Annotated in this window: 16 protein-coding genes and 1 tRNA gene; 10 read left to right on the plus strand and 7 right to left on the minus strand. The window is 41.1% G+C overall.

Features of this window, described 5'->3' with window-relative positions:
• Positions 1 to 595 precede the first annotated feature (595 nt).
• Positions 596 to 682, minus strand: a tRNA-Ser gene (locus K1X76_07600).
• Between the two features lie 321 nt (positions 683 to 1,003).
• Positions 1,004 to 1,603 carry a hypothetical protein gene (locus K1X76_07605; protein MBX7148936.1) on the minus strand — a complete coding sequence of 200 codons (600 nt, stop codon included), beginning with the start codon at positions 1,601 to 1,603 and terminating at the stop codon, positions 1,004 to 1,006.
• Between the two features lie 45 nt (positions 1,604 to 1,648).
• On the opposite strand from K1X76_07605, the gene K1X76_07610 reads away from it, so the two are divergent.
• Entirely contained in the window at positions 1,649 to 2,545 is an 897-nt protein-coding gene (locus K1X76_07610) for a DUF882 domain-containing protein (GenBank protein MBX7148937.1), read from the plus strand.
• Here the strand turns inward: K1X76_07610 and K1X76_07615 are convergent.
• The 4 genes from K1X76_07615 to K1X76_07630 form a co-directional block, all read right to left on the minus strand.
• Positions 2,542 to 3,099 (minus strand): hypothetical protein, encoded by a 558-nt coding sequence (locus K1X76_07615; protein MBX7148938.1) that lies wholly within the window; start codon positions 3,097 to 3,099, stop codon positions 2,542 to 2,544. The genes K1X76_07610 and K1X76_07615 overlap by 4 nt on opposite strands.
• Before the next feature lie 2 nt (positions 3,100 to 3,101).
• On the minus strand, positions 3,102 to 3,554 hold the full coding sequence (locus K1X76_07620; GenBank protein ID MBX7148939.1) for a hypothetical protein: 453 nt from the start codon (positions 3,552 to 3,554) through the stop codon (positions 3,102 to 3,104).
• A gap of 333 nt (positions 3,555 to 3,887) precedes the next feature.
• The gene (locus K1X76_07625; protein MBX7148940.1) at positions 3,888 to 4,574 is read right to left on the minus strand and encodes a hypothetical protein; all 687 of its coding nucleotides are present in this window, start codon (positions 4,572 to 4,574) and stop codon (positions 3,888 to 3,890) included.
• Between the two features lie 148 nt (positions 4,575 to 4,722).
• Positions 4,723 to 5,172 carry a methyltransferase domain-containing protein gene (locus tag K1X76_07630; protein MBX7148941.1) on the minus strand — a complete coding sequence of 150 codons (450 nt, stop codon included), beginning with the start codon at positions 5,170 to 5,172 and terminating at the stop codon, positions 4,723 to 4,725.
• Positions 5,173 to 5,214: 42 nt separating this feature from the next.
• On the opposite strand from K1X76_07630, the gene K1X76_07635 reads away from it, so the two are divergent.
• The 9 genes from K1X76_07635 (at position 5,215) to K1X76_07675 (ending at position 16,679) form a co-directional block, all read left to right on the plus strand.
• A complete protein-coding gene (locus K1X76_07635; GenBank protein ID MBX7148942.1) occupies positions 5,215 to 9,087 on the plus strand; it encodes a hypothetical protein in 3,873 nt (1,290 codons plus the stop codon).
• 49 nt (positions 9,088 to 9,136) lie between these two features.
• Positions 9,137 to 9,916, plus strand: coding sequence for an EI24 domain-containing protein (locus K1X76_07640; GenBank protein ID MBX7148943.1), 780 nt, complete (start codon positions 9,137 to 9,139; stop codon positions 9,914 to 9,916).
• The gene (gene ald, locus K1X76_07645; GenBank protein MBX7148944.1) at positions 9,897 to 10,964 is read left to right on the plus strand and encodes an alanine dehydrogenase; all 1,068 of its coding nucleotides are present in this window, start codon (positions 9,897 to 9,899) and stop codon (positions 10,962 to 10,964) included. The genes K1X76_07640 and ald overlap by 20 nt, the downstream gene beginning before the upstream one ends.
• 170 nt (positions 10,965 to 11,134) lie before the next feature.
• On the plus strand, positions 11,135 to 12,574 hold the full coding sequence (locus K1X76_07650) for a pectinacetylesterase family protein (GenBank protein MBX7148945.1): 1,440 nt from the start codon (positions 11,135 to 11,137) through the stop codon (positions 12,572 to 12,574).
• Positions 12,575 to 12,759: 185 nt separating this feature from the next.
• On the plus strand, positions 12,760 to 13,188 hold the full coding sequence (locus tag K1X76_07655; protein ID MBX7148946.1) for a hypothetical protein: 429 nt from the start codon (positions 12,760 to 12,762) through the stop codon (positions 13,186 to 13,188).
• On the plus strand, positions 13,170 to 13,952 hold the full coding sequence (locus tag K1X76_07660; protein ID MBX7148947.1) for a tetratricopeptide repeat protein: 783 nt from the start codon (positions 13,170 to 13,172) through the stop codon (positions 13,950 to 13,952). The genes K1X76_07655 and K1X76_07660 overlap by 19 nt, the downstream gene beginning before the upstream one ends.
• A 67-nt stretch (positions 13,953 to 14,019) precedes the next feature.
• Positions 14,020 to 14,262, plus strand: coding sequence for a hypothetical protein (locus tag K1X76_07665; protein MBX7148948.1), 243 nt, complete (start codon positions 14,020 to 14,022; stop codon positions 14,260 to 14,262).
• Positions 14,255 to 14,659, plus strand: coding sequence for a type II toxin-antitoxin system VapC family toxin (locus tag K1X76_07670; GenBank protein ID MBX7148949.1), 405 nt, complete (start codon positions 14,255 to 14,257; stop codon positions 14,657 to 14,659). The genes K1X76_07665 and K1X76_07670 overlap by 8 nt, the downstream gene beginning before the upstream one ends.
• A 280-nt stretch (positions 14,660 to 14,939) precedes the next feature.
• Positions 14,940 to 16,679: a hypothetical protein gene (locus K1X76_07675; protein MBX7148950.1), complete on the plus strand. Its 1,740-nt coding sequence runs from the start codon at positions 14,940 to 14,942 to the stop codon at positions 16,677 to 16,679.
• On the opposite strand, the gene K1X76_07680 is transcribed toward K1X76_07675, so the two are convergent.
• On the minus strand, positions 16,676 to 18,925 hold the full coding sequence (locus K1X76_07680; GenBank protein ID MBX7148951.1) for a putative metal-binding motif-containing protein: 2,250 nt from the start codon (positions 18,923 to 18,925) through the stop codon (positions 16,676 to 16,678). The genes K1X76_07675 and K1X76_07680 overlap by 4 nt on opposite strands.
• Positions 18,926 to 18,962 lie beyond the last annotated feature (37 nt).

Below are 18,962 nucleotides of genomic sequence, written 5' to 3' on the forward strand. Positions count from 1 at the left end.
TAAGGGAAGAAATTCTTGCCAGTCAAATGCGGCATGCACTCCAAACAGTAGCATTACCAAATGACTATTATCACCCCATCAAGACTTATATAAAGCGTGATAAAGCTATTTTTAATCAGGATACGGCTACCCGTAAAAGCAAAATTGAGTCTGGCCTAAAAGACGTACAAGCTAAGCTTGATCGCCTTTTAGACACCCATTTAGAGGGTTTAATTGACCAAACTGAATATAAAGTTAAAAAAGAGGCTTTGTTGGATTCTAAAGTGGCTTATAAGGAGGAGTTAGGCAAATTGAATCGAGAGGGCGTTGACTGGCTCCAACCTGTGAGCGCCTTCGTCGAAGCCGCTCACAGTGCGGGAAAGCTGGCAGAAAACGGTGATTTGGAATCGCAAAAGGAATTCTTAAAAAAAATAGGCTCGAACTTTCATGTGGGGGATCGAAATCTTTCTTTCGAATACAAAAAGAACTGGGATATTTTGGGCGGGAATTCTTTTAATTCAAAGAGTTTTAGCCCTTTTTCTTACAAAATCTTAAATGGTCGGGGGGCGGCGCAAGCCGCAAATTTTTTTAAAAACCCCGACCATTTACAATACTGCGGAGAGGGTGGGATTCGAACCCACGGTACAGTTGCCCGTACACTTGATTTCGAGTCAAGCGCCTTCGACCACTCGGCCACCTCTCCGTTATTACAAAAAATTTTGGATGGGCCTCGGGTTCCCACCCCCACTACGCTTCGCTTCGGGGGCCATCGCTACGCTCAGGTCGGCCACCTCTCCGTTATTACAAAAAATTTTGGATGGGCCTCGGGTTCCCACCCCCACTACGCTTCGCTTCGGGGGCCATCGCTACGCTCAGGTCGGCCACCTCTCCGTAATGCAAAAACTAAAATAGCTGGGTGCCGTACCTGTCCTTCAAAAATATAACCGACAAAAGGGGCGGCCACCTTCCCAAATTTTAAAGGGGGATGTTTATTCTGATTTGAAGCTTTCGTCTACAAAAAAGCTTAAGCCGCTTTTGTTTCGCCGCGCACCATTTCTTCTCGGCATAAAATAAAATAGCCTACTTTTTTGCCCTGTTTCATGGCTTCGCCAATAAAAATATGGCTAGAAACCTGACGCACATAATCGTGCAGTTTGCCATACACCAAGGTAGATACGCCTTTGTTGCTGTCTTTGTATGCAGGCCATCCGTTTGGCCATTTTTTAATGTTTTGGTTATAGTCAAAATGGAGCTCATTGCCGGCACGATCGGAATTTTCGGTTACAATAAAATAGCCAGGGCCGGTAAACCATTCCATAGCCTGTTTATTATAGCCAATCAAAGTAGTGCTATCTTCGGTGCGGCATAATACTTTTTGAAATTTACGAAAAGCAGGCATGGAATTGATACCATGAAATACAACCGGTACATAAGGGGCCGTAGAAGCAGGAATCATATCGGTTAATTTAATATTACCTCTGGCAATGCTAAATAATCCTTCCTGCATTTTGGCAGGCAACGCATAAATTTCGGAAAGTCGCGATTCGCTCGATAACCAATCACAGTAACGCGATACTTCGTCCTGCGAGGCCTTTTTGTTTATAAAATTAATCAGTTCACTCATAAAAAATCCTTTCGTTTCCCTACCAATGGGTTATGGCAAATTAAGATGAAGCTTTCAAGAAGAACAATTGCCTTATTTATAGCGGTTTTTATCCCCTGTTTAGTGCACGCTAACGAGCGTTTTTTATATACCGGAGATGGTAATCTTACGGTTAAAAACAGCCATTCGGGTGCTTCGGCAAGCCTAAACTATCGTGATGCCACCGGACGTTTGTCACCCCAGGCCCAAGCAGCTTTTAATAAGGTTTGGAACGTGCCGGCGCCGTTTAACGTGGCTCCGCGGCTTATCAGCCTTTTGGATTATGTGCAGGATAAGTATTTAAAAGGGGCTCCCTTGGTGATTGATTCGGGATACCGTAGCCCCACCCATAATGAAAATTTGCGTAAAAAAGGAAAGCTTGCCGGCCAAACCAGTTATCACATTGAAGCCATGGCAGCAGATCTTGGGATTGATAGAAAAACCTCTCAAAAAATATGGGAAGAATTGCGCGAGTTTAAATATGGGGGTGTGGGCTTTTATGGATCGGGCGAGCTTCATGTAGATAGCGGCAAACCCCGCTTTTGGGATGCCGCTACGGCACTGCCAAAAGATAAATCGCCACCTGAAAATAGGAATATCTATTTGAATGTGGATTATGACGTGTATCAGTCTGGTGAGAATGTCAAATTGACCTTTACCGGAGTAAGCGATTTCCCATTTGGGGTTAAGAGGCAAATGAGTTTGCTTCGAGGTGGGAAAAAAGAAAAAATAGAACCGCTTTATAAAAGCGTAAGTTCTGGTGACTGTGTTGTTATCCAAAATCGTACGGAGGCCCACGGCATAACGCTTCAGCTTGCAGATGATCTTAAAAATGGGGAGTATGAAATTGAAGCAGAGTTTTGTGATCCTAAAACCCAAAAGATGCCCGAAAAAATTTTCTCTCGAGTTTTTAAAATTGATTAACGGAAAAAGGCTCTAACACCGGCTGTAAGTTCAAAATTGGTATGTCCCGATTGAGGATCAATTAAAGCTTTAACCCCGGCATCTAGTCCCAAAATATTCATTGTTAAAGGTCCCACCAATAAACTCCCGTTTGCCCCAACTGTTATTTGAGGATGAACATCACCATCTACAAAATTTTCACGTGCACCTATTGTAAAGTCGGCAATTCCACCGGGAATTAATGTAGGGGCTGCAGCTAAGCGCAAGCCCACCGATTGTCCTGCATAACCATCTAAACCTGTGTCCTTTTTGCCAGTAATGCCGCCATCTACAACGGCAACAGCGCCAACGGTAAAATTCATCATGTCACCAAAAGTTGCGGCGTAGTCGCCAAAAAAACGATAGTTGGGTGTTTTGTTATCGCCATCAAGTAAGCCTCCAGCTGTAAAACCAATAGAACCCTGATGGTTAGTATCAACATCACCTAAAGGAGATTTGAGAGCAAGCGGGTTATATTTTTGTTTGGTATGATGATGCCCTGGATGAACAGGGGGGGTAGCATTAATTTTTCCCATAATTAAAAGCCCCAAAAAACAAGAAGGGCCCCCAGAGCAAATTGACGAAAATCGTCAGCAATTTTTTCGCGGACCTCTTCAGGAGTTGGAGGATTAATTTTACGGTCAATCACACGAGCAAAGCGTTTATAGCGGGCGCTATCAAAATCTTGGTGTCCAAAAACAGCTACCTCGGTTGCTCTATCAAATTTAAGAATTTGATGGGGAGATAGCCGAAGCATGCGGCCATCGGCTAGTTCAATGCGAATTTTGCCGTTTTCCATTTCAATTTTGGGATTTTCAGCCACATCAATATATGTTGAGCCGGTTTGGACTCCTACGGCGGCTTTACCGTACGTAATTGGCGATTTATTATCATCGTTTAAAATACGTTCAATGCGACGCGCAAATGCTGGCCCAATATGAACTTCTTTAGGTTCGTGATTAAGTGTTTTGGTTGCTGAAACGTTGCCCATAAAAACTCCCTTCCCAAGTGGAATCAATACAAAGTTGGTTTTTAAACCGCCCTGTAACGTTAATATTTCAATGTGCTTTTAATCTTGCCCAGACTAATAGCTTTCAGTTTAGTTATCGGTGAAATTGTTTTTTTGTTGCTTAAATTTTTTACTGGTAACCCAATGCCCTTATAAGTGATGAATATCACTTGGAGATTTTTAAGGCTAAATATTTATCCATTTTTTACGATTTAGCTTGCGCTTTTGACGCAACATTCCCTACAATCTGCCGATAAATCCTTTGTAAAATCAAGTAGTTGCTAGCGCAGTGCGTCATTTATGTGAACTGAGGGGTCAGTCTATAATTCGTCCCTCAATTTTACCGCTTTCAGTAAAGTTGTCATATTCCTGTCCTTCAATAATTGTCCAACCGAGTTCATTTAATTTGTCGTCAGTTAGTTGTTCCTTATTGTATTCCGTCAAATGTAGGTTTCCGTATTTACATATATTAAACTGAATTTGTTCGTCTTTGTCAAATACGAAAATATATTCCGCTACACTTGGGTCGCAACGTGTTGTCCAAAATAGAATTTCAATAAAGTCTTTCAAACTGTCAATGTTTATTTCAAACGCTTCATTAAAAGTTTTATCTCCAACAATTTTTTCAAGTGTCTTGTATGCGTTCTTTAATGGTTTATAATTATTGTCTCTGTTTCCAAAGAAGTCAAGTTTTAGGTGAGAAATTATTATGAATTCGTTCACATTTACTGTCTTAAATAGCTCAGTCAGCTTTTCGGTTAACTTATTTGTAAAAGTGTCAATGTCTGAATGGTCTAAACCGATAATTTTATTAAAAGTCGGATAGTCTTTTTCTTCATTCTTTATGCAGTCAAATTGTTCCCAATACAAATGCTCCTCATTGTCGTCCTTGTAATATTGTAGCATTTCTTCATCGTAAAATGCTTTCTGCATTTTAGTCAGTTCAGAGCCTATAATTCTCTTCTTCTTTACGATTTCTTTTCGTGTCGTGAGTGTCGTCATAATATCACAGCTAACGTTCGCGTGTATGCGATGTTTGCTGGCTGTATAATATCGCGAAGCAGTACAGCCAGCAAATATGGGTGCAGTGAGAAGGAGGGTACGACGACGAACGGAACCGCATGCACGCTGTTAGCTGATGTTTTAAAATTTATTTCGTCGCATGAATAACTACTTCGTTGTGTTTAGTCCAGAGAATTTTAAAATCCTGGAAGCCAGCTTGTTTTAACAGTTCAGTCATCTGTTCGGCAGTAATCATGTGATCTTTTTCACGTTCTTTTTTGAAATTCTCTTCTGCGAAATCTTCCGTCGCCCCCATTGCTAGTGCTATTTCTTTACGTTCGGTAAAGCATCTTTCGAGTTCGGCGGTATCAGAAAAGCTCACAAGATCAGTCCAGACAAAAATTCCACCTTTTTTAAGCCACTTATAAATATTGTTTATTAGTCGTGATTTGTCTTCATATCGTATATTATGAATGACTAAGTTTGAGAGTACAGCATCAAAACTATCTGGATTAGCTTCAAAATCTACAGCGGACATCTTATGAAACCTCAAGGTGGAATTTTTGTCTTTTAGTCGTCTTTTAGATTCTTCAATCATTGACTCTGAAATTTCAACTAAATCAACTGATTGAGGTAATGTATGGCACGAAGCTTTAAAATTGATGATTTAATCCCGTGGCTACGCCATGAGGACTCTGCCGAGCCCCAGCCGGAAGCTATTCGCCAAGAATTGCTCAAACTTAATGTTGAAAACGATCCTGGTATGGATTGGGTATCATTCCCAGATGCGTCGGAAGATTCTTATATTACCGACTTCGAGTTTTATAAAAACAAACAAAAATTAAATCCTACGCTGAGGCGACTTGTTTCTAAATTTTTTGAAGAAGGTTATGAAGTTTATCGCACGCCCATTACCGATAAAAATAATCCGTATTATGGTAACGATTTTGTAGTGGTAGACGATGGAGACGGACTCATTGAGTACGCTCATCACGATTACTGCGCATATATAAATCCGCAAACCGGCGAGAGTGGCCAAATGTCGCCTGTTTGGCAGTATGATGGCCAAATTACTGATCTGGGTATTGATAATTACTCCAATATTCCATTAGTGCAGTTATTGTTTTTGGATGATGCAACCAAGTTTTCAATTTCCGATACAGCTAAAATTGTAAAAGCGCTTCCCAATTTGTTTACAGTAGCTCCCGAAAATAAAGAAAAGCTTAAAGCTGCTAATGAACCCGCTAAAGATTTTGTGATTGAACAATTTGTGAACGAAGCTAATAAGCCCGCCCCCGATCCGCATCGCTTGCAAAATCTTTTTATTGAACTGCTGATTATGGCCGAAAAAGGTTGGGGCGGCGATTTATTTAGGGCTTTTGAAGTACTAACGGCCGAAGAATGGAATATGGTCCTCGATCATCCAACGTTACCCATTAAAACGGCCCATGCTTTTGCCAGTGCCATTAAAGGAAATGGCAAAAACCCCTTAGAACATTATTTGTTAGATATTCAAAATAGTAATGCTTATCCTTTCCCCTATCGTTTATTGGTAGCAAGTGCTTTGTGTTATACCGATGGTGATTTTGAACTACACGACATTGGACTAGAACTAGTTAAAAATATTCTTTTTGAAGCGCTTCAAAATCAGACCCCCGGAGGTCCCAAAATAATTACTCATCCTGCTTTTCGTCTTATGGCGCTAGAGGCCTTGGGTACATTGTCGGAAAGAAATAAGTTTTCTGATAATGATATAATGAGGCTTATTACATTTTTAAGTACCTATCAATCAATCACCGAAGATGAAATTAAAAAAATATTAAAGCCGGCTCAATACGATAGGGATGTAAGGCATGCTATTGATGTAACAGAACAGACTGCAGAAAATAATGGTGATAATAATGAGGTTAAAGTTGAGCCTGTGTTAGAAGAAGTAGGCGAAGCTGACTATGGAATTGATGGTATGCTTACCTATTGGCTCATGGATTATAACCATCAAATTATGGAAAAAGCCTTTAGTGCTATTTTGGCTTACCATAATCCGCTTTATATAGAGAGTGTTTTAGCATCTTTTATCACACGCGATCGCTCAGATGAACCTGTAAGTACCGAAAGCCAGGCGTATGTAGAGTATTACAAAATGGGTGAGGCCAAAAAAGCGTTGGGCCGACTTTATGGTAGTAATGAATGGTTACGTACAGCTCAAAGTGATGACCGGGCTAACGATATAGGCCGTGGCGTAGAAAGAAATCCTAAAAAGAAAGATTTGTTATTATCGGCTTTTACCGACCATACTCTTCAAAGAATGTGGGATACCAAAGACCGACTTTTGGGCAAAAACTTTTCTGTTTTTCAATTGGTGCGGTACTTTTTAGAAGTAGAATCAAAAGATAACCCTTCAATGGATGCGGTATCAATAATAGATTGGATGTATGATTTGCCGCGTGAAAAAAGAAAGGCTATTTTAGAATACGATTTTAAAGAAGCTCCCATTAATCCACAGCGTTTGAGAGATGTTTTGCAAGCTCTTGATACTGAATTAAATCAATTTATTCGTCGCTTTTGGCCCGAAGTAAATTTTATTGTTTTTAAAAATTGGTTGGGTTGGTGCCAGGCTGATTATTTTGTTTACAGATCTAGTGAAACTGCAGCTTTTTTAGAAGTGTCTCGTCAACGTAGGAACACGTATGAAAATGAATTGGCATCGGCGGGTGCTGAGGAAGAGAATTTGTTAGTTAAAAGTTGGGATACGGAAGATGAAGTTTTATCTAAAAACTATATAGCTCTTCAAATTGCACGTTACTATCAAGAAGTTTATAAAGGACAAAGGCAAGGCGATAATCCGTTAACAGATTGGTGGAATGGCTTAGGTGAAGCCGAAAAAAAGGAAGTACTAGACCATGTTTTTGATAATAAGCCTTTAGATAACTTTGATGAGTTTGTTTATAGTCACTCAACAGAACTGCGAGCGTTGGTTATAGATGAGAGTGGGGATTATCAGATTGCTGATTCATTAAGGCTTAATTCGGCTGTTTTTCAGTGCTGGCAAAATTGGGAACATTTTGGCCCATTTATTTTTGAAGGATTAAGGGCCGCTAAGCAGGCTATTAAGGCCGATATTGCGCGTAAAGCTTGGAGTTGGGAATTTTACGGGCTAAAACCGCAAGATTTTATGGCGGCCTATCCTTTTTTAAGTAGTGATGACCAGAAAGATACCAAGCGTCGTGAGCTTATCTTATTTTTTCTACAAGAAATAAAGGGATCAACTTTTGCTTATTATAGAATGGATTTAATCACCTATTTTTTTGGCCCTGACATCATAAAATTGGGGTCAGCGTGGGATGACGTACGTAAGGCTGCTTTTACTACATTTGGCGATTTAAGAATGCCGAAGGCATTTGTGTATACGCAATTGATGCAAGTGTATCATGTAGAGAGCGAGAGCGAATTAATGTTGGCTTTGACAAGTCTTGAAAAAAATCCTCAGGTTTTGGATACCATTTTAACAAAAGTGTTAGGCGAACATTTGCCGATGGAATCAGGGGGGGATTTTACCACGTTAAATAACGAACCAATGGTTGCACAGAATACACCTTTAGCACGTAGCCCGGAGCGCGTGCCCCTGCCTTCAGCGGATGAACATGGACTTTTTTGGCCTTATAAATTTGAGAGCCATTTTGGACGTTATATAGATGCAGATGGTTTTAATCGGATAACCCATAGGATAGACAACCCTCCCGATAGAGCGCCGCATGAGTATCATTATTTGTTTAGAAAATTGGCTCGTCGCTATTCGGGAGATACGGTCGAGTATTTGGTAGATCTTTTATCCGAAAAAACAGATGTTCATCCTCACAAACATAAATTTAGATACGTTGCCGAAAGAAATGATTTAAAAAATGTATTATGGTGGTTAGTATCTAACTTGGCAGATGCAATTTTTACTGATCATAAAATTGAAAAACTATTTGTAAATTCGTATTTACATGCCTCAGGCTCTAAGAATAATCCTTTTAAAGAAGTTATGGATAAAATTGTTCAGGCTTTTTTACAAGGCTGGGATACCAAGCATCAATCCAGTTTTGTGGAGCTTGCGCGTGAATTCTATTTAACTTACGAGTCAGGTAATCCAATAGAACATCTGGCCTATATTGCTTTTAATTATGTGCGCCGGCAGTATATTTTAGCTGTTTTGCGTGACGCTGCCGAGCAAGGGTATGATCCCTTGGTATACATGACGCAAAAATTAGATGATATTGAGGATAAAATTAACAATCTCACACAAGGAAAGCCGGTGGATGATTATATAGAGAGTCAAGAAGCTCTTATACGTTCACTAGAAGTTAACGAACGAAGAGATTCCCATGTGAGTGCTGATCTGGATGCTCAAATTAAGCGCTTAAGTACCAATCTTGATGAACTACAGCTCCTTTTAGAACAACGTCGTCAGGCTCTAGATTTTATTGTTCAAGCCCGCCTGGGTTATCAGCCCGAACCTGTGGATCTTCATTAAAATTTATTTTTAAAATGACGAAAGCCCCCAATAAAGGTATTATTTACCGGTGATTACCAATTTTTTTTCAGGATTGGCTTATTTTAAAAAGGGAGGCAGTTATCTCCTTAAAAACCGTTCTCTTTTTAAATTTATTATTCCCCCCACACTTATTAACTTAGCACTTTTCTTTTTGTTGGGTTTTATCCTTTTTCATTATTACACGCCGCTGTTTGATTCAATTTCCTCCAAGTTAGGAGGCCTTAAGGTAGAAAGTACGGCCTGGTGGACGCATTTGGTGGGGGCTTTTTTGTGGTTTGTAAAAAGCATTATCCACGTTTTATTAGGGCTTTTTATTTTGGTAGTGTTGGTCGTAGGGCTTTTGTTTTTTTCGCAAATCATCAACGGCCCGTTTTACGATTTAATTTCGGAAGCAGTAGAAATTCAATTAACCGGCGCCGGGGATCCCCCTTTTAGTGTGGCGCGCCTTATGCGTGATATTCCTAAAATTATTATACTTGAACTTAAAAAATTGATCTTATTTGTAAGTGTACCGCTTGTGATGTTGTTGTTAAATTTAATTCCGGTTTTGGGATCTATTATTTACACCCTATTATCCAACATGTTTGCCGCCTGGAGTTTGGGCTTTAACTACGTCAGCTATACTATGTCGCGCAAGCTTATCCCGTTTAGCTCTCAGATCAAGTTTGCTGCCGGGCACAAAGCCCGTGTGATGGGGCTTGGTGTGTGGGTGATGATTCCTCTTTTTAATCTGCTTTTTGCTCCCATATTTGTAATTGGCGGCACGCTCTTATATTTGGAGCACAACAATGAACATAGCTCTTCTTAAAGAAAGTAAAAAAAACGAGTTTCGCGTGGCCCTTGTTCCCGATCAGGTGGGAATGTTAACGCAGGCCGGTCATGTTGTAAGAATTCAAAAGGGAGCGGGTACGGCTATTGGATATACGGATGCGCTTTATAAAAAAGCCGGAGCAAAAATTGAATCTTCTGTTTCAAAACTCATCAAACAATCTCACTTGGTAATAAAAGTAAAGGAACCCACGCCAGCCGAGCTTGGTTTTATGCGAGAGGGGCAAATTTTATTTTGTTATTTGCATTTGGCGGCTTTTCCACATTTAACGAAACTTATTTTAAAAAAGAAAATTACCGCTTTGGGCTACGAAACCCTGCAAATGCCAGATGGAAGCCTTCCGTTATTAAAACCCATGAGTGAAATTGCCGGTAAATTGGCTACGCAAAATGGAGCACACTTTTTAAAAATAACCGAAGGCGGTAGTGGCGTATTGTTGGGAGGTACCCAAGAGGTAGGGCCGGCTACGGTTGTTATTTTAGGAGGGGGAGTAGTGGGTTTATCGGCCGCCAAAATTGCCATGGGGATGGGTGCAAACACTATTGTATTAGAAGCCAATCCCGCCAAATGTGAGTTTCTAAAAAAGCAATACGAAGCGTTATATGTGTATCCGGCTACTCCCGAAAATATTGTGTTGTATGTTCCCCAAGCCGATTTACTAGTAGGGGCTGTATTGGTGCCGGGGGCTAAAGCTCCCAAATTAGTGAATAAAAAATTAGTACAAAAAATGAAAAAGGGTTCGGTGGTTGTGGATGTAGCGGTAGATCAGGGGGGCTGCATAGAAACCTCCCAAGTAACCACGCACGAAAAACCCATCATCAATAAATTTGGAATTTTGCATTATGGTGTTGCCAACATGCCAGGCTCGGTTCCGGTAACCGCCACGCAGGCCTTAAGCACGGCCACTTTTCCGTATATTGAACTTATTTCCAGCCAGGGCTTAGAAAAAGCCATCGAGAAAAAGCCAGAATTAAAAGGGGCTATCAACTGCGCCGCGGGGCGTATTGTGCATCCGGGCCTAAAGTAGCTTAGGCTCTCATTTAAGGCCACATTTATGACGCATATTTTTCATAATGATAATTATTAAAAAGATGACGCCTTTTTTTGTTTTTCTTTAAAAATCCTTATTTATTTCAACGGTATTTTTTTTATTTCTTGGCACAAAACCTGCACTTATTTTGACAATTGAGGTTTTGTATGATGCGCATATTTATTTTTATTATTTTAATGTGGCTGTCGGCCTGCGGTGGTGCAACAAGTGATACTGTGCAAGCTGATAAAACCCAAGACCCTCCTCAAAAGTCTGATGATGGACCCGATAGTGGTGAAGCTTTAAGCGAATCTGATTTTAGTGATACTCCTTTTACCTATACCCTTGAACGCGGGCGAACTAATGTTGAGTTATTGGAACAAATCCCCATTACGCATTTAAATGCCTTGCGGGCTGTTAAAGTTGAAATTCCAGATGCGGTAGAACGCAATGCTGTGTGTAACGATGGCTCTGCTGGTGTTTTTTATGTGCGTAAAGGACAGCTTGCCGACAGATGGCTTTTTATTTTGGAAGGTGGCGGGGGATGTAATTCGCTGCAAGAATGTAAAGATCGTGTTTTAGAAAAACCCAATTTAATGACCAATAAAAACACCCCCGATGTATTAGACAAGTCAGACGGTATTTTTGATCCAAGCGACAACAATATATTGGGCCGTGTTAATTTGGTTTATGTGCCTTATTGTACCTCCGATTACTTTACGGGTTCGGTGGATGCCAAGGATTCACCGGTGCCCGGAGTGGCGTTTCATGGTCATGATATTTTAGACGCTATTTTTAACGATTTGCAATCGCAACGTTTTCAAAATTTACCCGATTTAGATGCCGCTTCTACAATTATTTTATCTGGGTTTTCGGCGGGAGGAACAGGTGCTTATGCCTATGTGCCTTTTTTAAGCGATCGCTTGCCAGAAAGTGTAAATTTATTTGGCCTTATCGATTCGTACGGACCCGAAATAGAAACTTACAGTAATGTTCAAGAATATGCCAGCATGCGTAGCGATACGCAGTATGATGATTTAGAGTATTTACCGTATACATTAAAGATGAACGATATTATCCGCGGGACTTTTGCTCAGGAGCCTGAAGGTGATGCTGTTGTAGATGAAGAGGGGCATTTAATTGGGTACGGTAGCAGTGCAGCCTGGCAGCTGGCTGTTAACAAAAAACTTTATTTGCCCTGCGCCAACAAAGCTTTAGAAGATAAATTACCCTTAATGGTTTGCTTTAAAACGTTGTATTTGCGCCAAACTTTTAGTACTCCACTTTTATTTTTTGGATCACTTCGTGATCATTATATTCTCAATCTAAAGGGTTTGACCGATGATATGCAGGGCCAATATCCCAATGCCGTTTACCAGTTTGCACACGATAAAATTAAAACTTATGTAGCCGAACGTCTTCCTCAAGATGCTATATTTTTGTACGACGACAATTTTCATGTGGGTTTACACACCAACCCATTTTACTATGGCGCTATTAACAACGTAAGATTTCCCAAACTACTTCTTGATTGGATGCTGGGGCAAAACACTCAATCTGTTTTTATTGAAAATCCGTCAAAGTATGGTTTTAGTAAAACCAATTAGAGTTATTCATAATCCTTAATAGTCTCACACCAGTCCTATTTTGAGACTGTGTGAGACTATCTATGAGACTCTCCTTCAACTCCTGTTTTTATAAATCATTAATAAATATGGTTATTTTATAACGCGGCCGGTGGCATGGTGTTTGTAATACTGTTTGTTATGTTCATTTTTAAAAGGAGATACAGATGACAACAGTAAACAACATTCAAAATAGTGACCCTAATAAAGTGGGTTTCAACATTCCGTTTTCCAACGGGCCCGATGGAGTAACTCTGCTTAATGTTAAGCCCGGCGATAAAGTAAGTTTATTTGCACATGATAACGGCGTGACTGTTAACCATAACGATAAACAATACTTTTTTAGCAGCTGGCAATTTCGTAATAGTCTTTCGCTGCAGGGTGTGGGCCTTAACAAAAATAATGTTGAAGTTAAAAATAATACCACCCAAGATGTGGTGATCAATTTTAAAGCGCCCAATGGGAAACGTGTGGATGCGGATAAGCTTACGGGTGTTAAGGAGGAGAAGGGTTTGTTGGAAAAAATTGCGAACAGCCCTGTTTTGCCTACGGTAGGAAATAGAAAGGGTGGTTTGCAATGGAAAGGTACTTGGTAGTTTTAATATTGCTTATTCTTTTAGGAATACCCCAGCATGTTTTAGCAGCTCAGCAACTGGTTTTTGAAACCGAATGTGAGTTTGATAGAAATGATAAAGTATATTCGGAATCTTTGTATGAGGTGATGGACAAGGCTGACAAGCTGTTTAAAAAAAATGAATACAAAAAAGCGTATAGTCTTTTGGGAAAAGCCGTTGCTGCTAATCCCTTTGTGCCACGGTTACGGCGTGCCCAGGCATGCGCTCTTGTTGCTATGGGTAAAGAGAATCTGGCCTTAAAGGAGACTAACAAAAGTCTTACTCAATTTCCTGGCGACATCTCCATCATAACATATCGGTTGGCTGCTTTTTTAAACGGTAAGAAATGGAAAGAGGGGATTCAATACGCCGAAAAAATGATTGAGAAAAATCCAGACGAACCTATGTTTTATATGTTGTACGGGATGATGTTGCAAAATTTACATCAAGAAGAAAAAGCGAGGGAGCAATATAGTTATTTATTATCTTACGCACCTAAGGATGCCATCATGTATTACATGCGAGGTGTTAGTTTTGAACGTGAAGGGCAGTATCAAAAAGCTTTAGCAGATTTAAACAAAGCTGTTCAGTTGGCATCCAACACAAAAGAGTACTACATGGTAAGAGCTTCAATTTATCATGGGATGGAAGAAGCTGAAAAGGCTCAGGCCGATATTGATATGAGTGTTGCTTTAGGTGCGGATAAAAAGGAAGTGCTTAAAATTGTTTATAGAAAAGGGAAATAAGCGCTTGGTATTATTAGTATTTTAACTGAGGTTGACTTAGGTGATACATGTATAGTACATGTATAGTATGAAGCAGAATCAAAACATGCACTTACTGCTGCCAACCAGTTCACTGCAGGTCCTTAAAAAGCAGGCTAAAATCACCAAAAAGTCGGTGGCCCAGCTTATTCGGGAAGCGATCCACAAAGTATATGGTGGCAGCGATACTACTGAGCGCGAGAAGGCTTTTACCCGCTTGATGAATGTAAGTGGGTTGCCAGCTGAAGATTGGGAAACTACAAAAGAGAGTTTGTTAAAACGTTATGAATGAACCTTGTTTTATAGACACCAATATTCTGATGTATGCAGTGGGTGGCGAGCATCCTCTTAAAAAATCGTGTCAGGAGATTATCAAAAAAATTTTTGATCGCAGTATTTATGCTGTTACCAATACCGAAGTTTTTCAGGAAATTGCCTATAGATATTGGAGTTTAAAAAAATGGAAATTAGCGAGGCAAATTTTAGATGATTATGAAATGCTTTTTGATGAAATTTTACCTATAGAGAAAAAACATTTAAAACTTTATTACCACTTGCTTGAAACCATGCCGCAACTTTCCCCGCGCGATGCCATTCATTTAGCGGTGATGCAGACGAATAACATTACGCATATTTATACTACCGATGCAGCATTCAAAAAGATTCCCCATATTAAAGTGCTTTTATAGCGGATCGCTAATCGCGAACTGCGATTGGCGAAAAGCGAAAAAATCATTCTGATTTTTCTCAAAATGAAAACTGCCGTCAAAATATGTATATAAATTGGATACTTGGCGGGTAGGGGGTTTATAAAATATCAATAATTTCAAGCACTTCTCTTTTTTTACTCTATCTTTATATATGGCACTGGGCTTGCTCTGTAGTAAGAGCGCTTATCGTGTATCGCTAATCGTTCTTCGCGAACTGCGAACAGCAATCCACGAGCTGCGCTATTTGGGGTCAGTGCATATGAAGAAACTTATATCGCTTATTGCTCATCGTTTATCGCTTATCGCCAATCGATCTTCGCAAATTACAATCTGCAATCTGCGATCTGCCTTTCTTGTTTTTCTTCTTTTAACTTCTGCCTGCGCCGGAGTGGGTGGTGGTGCGGGGTCTCCTGTTGATGAAAGTGGTAGTGGTGGAATTGGTGGTCCTGGTGGTGGGCATTTACCTGGTGGCGGCGATGCCATGCCTCCCATTGCTATTGAGCCTAAATCTATTGATAGATCAAAAGCTGTTGTTTACGCTTCCGATTCAAGCAACGATACGCCCATTGTGGGTGTGGAAGGGGCTGTTGATACGCAGGGTATGAGCGATACGGATGGTGATGGTTATGCCGATATGTATAGTGTGGAAGTAGTATCGGATGCTAGCGATGCAAAATCCATTACTTGCCCTCTTGCTATTAATGGAAGTTTTGAGTGTATTGTTCCCAACACAACCGTGGCTAATAATTTTACGGCGTATGTTACCGATGGTCAGCAAAAAAGCAAACCCATTACCGAAGCTCCCAATCCCAATTTATTATGGGTTAAAAACGCACCCACCGATGTTGTTGCCGGAGGTGTTCAGGCTAATTTAGCCGCTTTAGGATTAAGCAATACAGATGTTTCGTTTACCTTAGCAGGCAACACGGTAGTGCCTCTTGTTAACGATGGTGGCCTTTTTATGGTGGCGGGTAATAATGCTAACAATTACAGTATTGGAACAGCGCAAAACGAGTTAGCGTACGATCCAACGGCAAACTATTTGGCCGATAGAACAAACCAGGGTGTTCCGTACAATGCCTTCGATTCTTTATATTTAGGTGATCCTCTGCAGGAGGTTTTAAGGTATGTAGATACAACCACTGTTCCCGAGGCGGATGATTATCCTAAGGTTAAATTTACGGCTGATGGGAAAATACGGTTTGGGATAGAATCAAAAACAAGATACCAGAATCAAGGTTTTATTTCTGACTTAGGCGATACAAACCGTATCCATTTTATTGACCCGTCTGATCTAGATCCTGTTACTCAGCAACCTTTAACACACAAGAGAACGATAGATTTTGATATAGACGAAGGCCTTGGCATTACGTTGGCTTTGTTTGTAGATGAAAATGATAAATTTAGGTTAAGGGCTAGCTATCCATTAGCTCCTTCTAATGGTCGTTTTGGCGGCACTTCTTTTTTAACTGTTAATAACAGGACCGATGCATTTGCCAATGACCAACAATTTGGTGATTTGTTAATCTATTTTTCTCAAACAGCTACTCAAGCTGGCCGCGCTCTTTTGTTAGATAAAACTCATGCTAGAGTTTGGGTTGTAACTTATAATTACGATCGCTTTAATCCTGCTAACTCCATGGTGAGTAGTAATTTTAATACTCCTGGTAATGGAATTTTGGTGGGCGCAAATCCAAAAGAAATGGTTTTAAATTCCGATAAAACAAAGGCCTATGTAGTGTGTAGTGATAATAAAATATATGTACTCGATTTAATGAAAGATACAACGCCGCCAGCGCCGCGTATTCCTGCCAATGTTATTGTAGATAGTATAGATCTTAGTAGCTACACCGCTAAAAATATTGAATTAAAACCTAAAACAATAGCCTATCAAAAAGATGTTTCGGGTAATGAATATTTGTTGGTTGGTTTAGAGGGTTATAAAGGTGTGTTAACAGTAGATTTAGCCAATGCTACAAAAACGCCTGTTAGTTATTAATGAGTAGCGCCGCCCGATAATATATAAACAGCTCCAGAGCCCGAAAGTGCCGGCACATCATTAACAAGTACATCTTGGTTTCCATCACCATCCACATCACCACCACCGGCAACGGTAGATCCCAAATCAATTGTACTGCCATCTGTAATTTGCTGTGCAGTGGCTATATCCACAGCAGGGCCAGGGGTTGTGGCTAGCGTTTGGCCACTCAAATAAAAGGCAGCTCCATTTGCACCAAACGTGTTAGAGGCCATTAATAAATCATAGATTCCATCGCCATTGGTATCGCTTGCAGCTGTGAGTGCTGCTGGCATTGTGCCATTGGGTGTGGTGCTAAAAATACGTTTGCCATTTAATAATTCAACATCGCTCCCTAATATCACATTGCTACCGTTAAGCGTTAAATCAAGGGCGCCTAAGCCGGCGCGGGCATCTTCAAAATCTTGCCCGTAAATAACATAGGTTACACCACCAGCAGGTGAGCCTGCACCGCCTGTTTCATCGGCTTTAGCACCAATTACAATGTCGGGAATTCCATCACCATCAATGTCTTGTATGGCCACAGCCGAACCCGCGCGTGCCATTGGTGAATTACCTGTAAAGGTGCGATACTCAATGCCCGAAGCAGGTGTTAAATCGCTCAAATTAATAATGGGAGGCAGAGTAGGACTACCATAAATTAAAATAGCTTGGCCACGGCCATCAATTCTGTAGCCAACTGTGTCGCCCAACAAAATATCGCCATAGCCATCACCATCTACATCGCCAATGGCTACATGTTTAGCCCAATCACTAATAAGGTTTAAATTATCACTGAAGCGTAAGGTTCTAACACTGTCTTTTAAAACGGTACCGCTATAGGGACGTGCGGGAATAAAGTCAATCTTATCATCACCCGAACCCACAGTAGTTACAATTTCGCCAAGGCTATCACCATTTACGTCTGCTTTAAACGTGTAGGTAGTGCCACCAATTAACTCATCTGCGGCTCCAACAATAATAGCAGCGGCTCGTCTATCACTCCCACTAGCAATACTGCCGCCATTAAAGATCATGATAGCCCCAGAATTAGTGCCGTTTCCTAAGCCAAACCAATCATGAGCTACGCTATTATTATAACCACCAGCACCCACAATTAAGTCTTTTGTGTTATTGCCGTCGGCGGTACCATCTAAGTCGTAAGCAATAACACTGGCGCCAAAACCTTCGGCTGGCATGCTGGCCACAATTCTTACATCGGCATTGCTTAATGAACTGCTACCGCGTGCAGCAAAGAAAGCGGGAGAACCGTATTGCACATAAACAGCACCAGAATTATCTCTAATTATTTTTCCTGCAGCGCCCACCAATACATCATCATACCCATCACCATCTACATCCCCAAGAGCGATTGCGCCATTACCAGCGCCATCGCTGGCGGCTTCTCCAAAAAACATCACCGCATCGCTAGCCAAATTAGGGGCCGTGGTTCCATCGCAATTGGTATCAATACCATTAACACGTTGAAAGGCATTGGGGCCCGGGTTTACGTAAGCTAGTGTATCGTTGCAATCGCCACTTAAACTCACTACATTGCCGTAAGCATTTTCAATAAAACCTTGTGAATGATATTGAGCTAATTGATCGGCGGTTAAAGAACTTTCGTCTAAATATAAATCGCCATCAATATCTACGTTGGAGTAATCGGGAGCAACAATCACATCGGTATCGTCCGTATCTTGCGTATCAACATCGGTATCTGCGGCAGTATCGGTTGAAGCGTCGACGGAAGGCTTGGTGTTGTTACAGCCGGATCCACCTACTAATAAGCTGCCTAAGGCTGCTACCGTGAACACACCACCGGCTGTAATTTCGGCAGGGGCTGCTAGTACCACAACGGCTACGCCGCCAATGGTTAACACGGCACCTGCTATAATATCACCAGCACTGTAGCCCGGATCTACATCTTGCACGCGCACTTGCATGGTGCCTGCATAGGCTACAATGGGTTCGGCTTCATCTGCAGGACCTTCGCAAACTGGAGGTTCATCAAAAACGGCGGTGCTGGCTACACTGGTTTGTGGTGCTGCTTGAGGAGCAACCGGAGCATATTTATCTACGGGGCTTTCCGGCGCGGATGTGTTGGACAAGTCAGGCCAGTCGGACGCGTCAGACGTGTTGGAAGTATTGCACTGCCCATACGCAGGGTCTTCCCAGGGGTAGAGTTCTGTTTCGGGAAAAGATTGATTGGTGACTGGGTAGGTCATTCTAAAGGTTTATCGCTTATCGTTTATCGCGGATCGC

Source organism: bacterium (assembly GCA_019695305.1).
In the GTDB taxonomy this organism is placed as follows: domain Bacteria; phylum UBA10199; class UBA10199; order UBA10199; family JAIBAG01; genus JAIBAG01.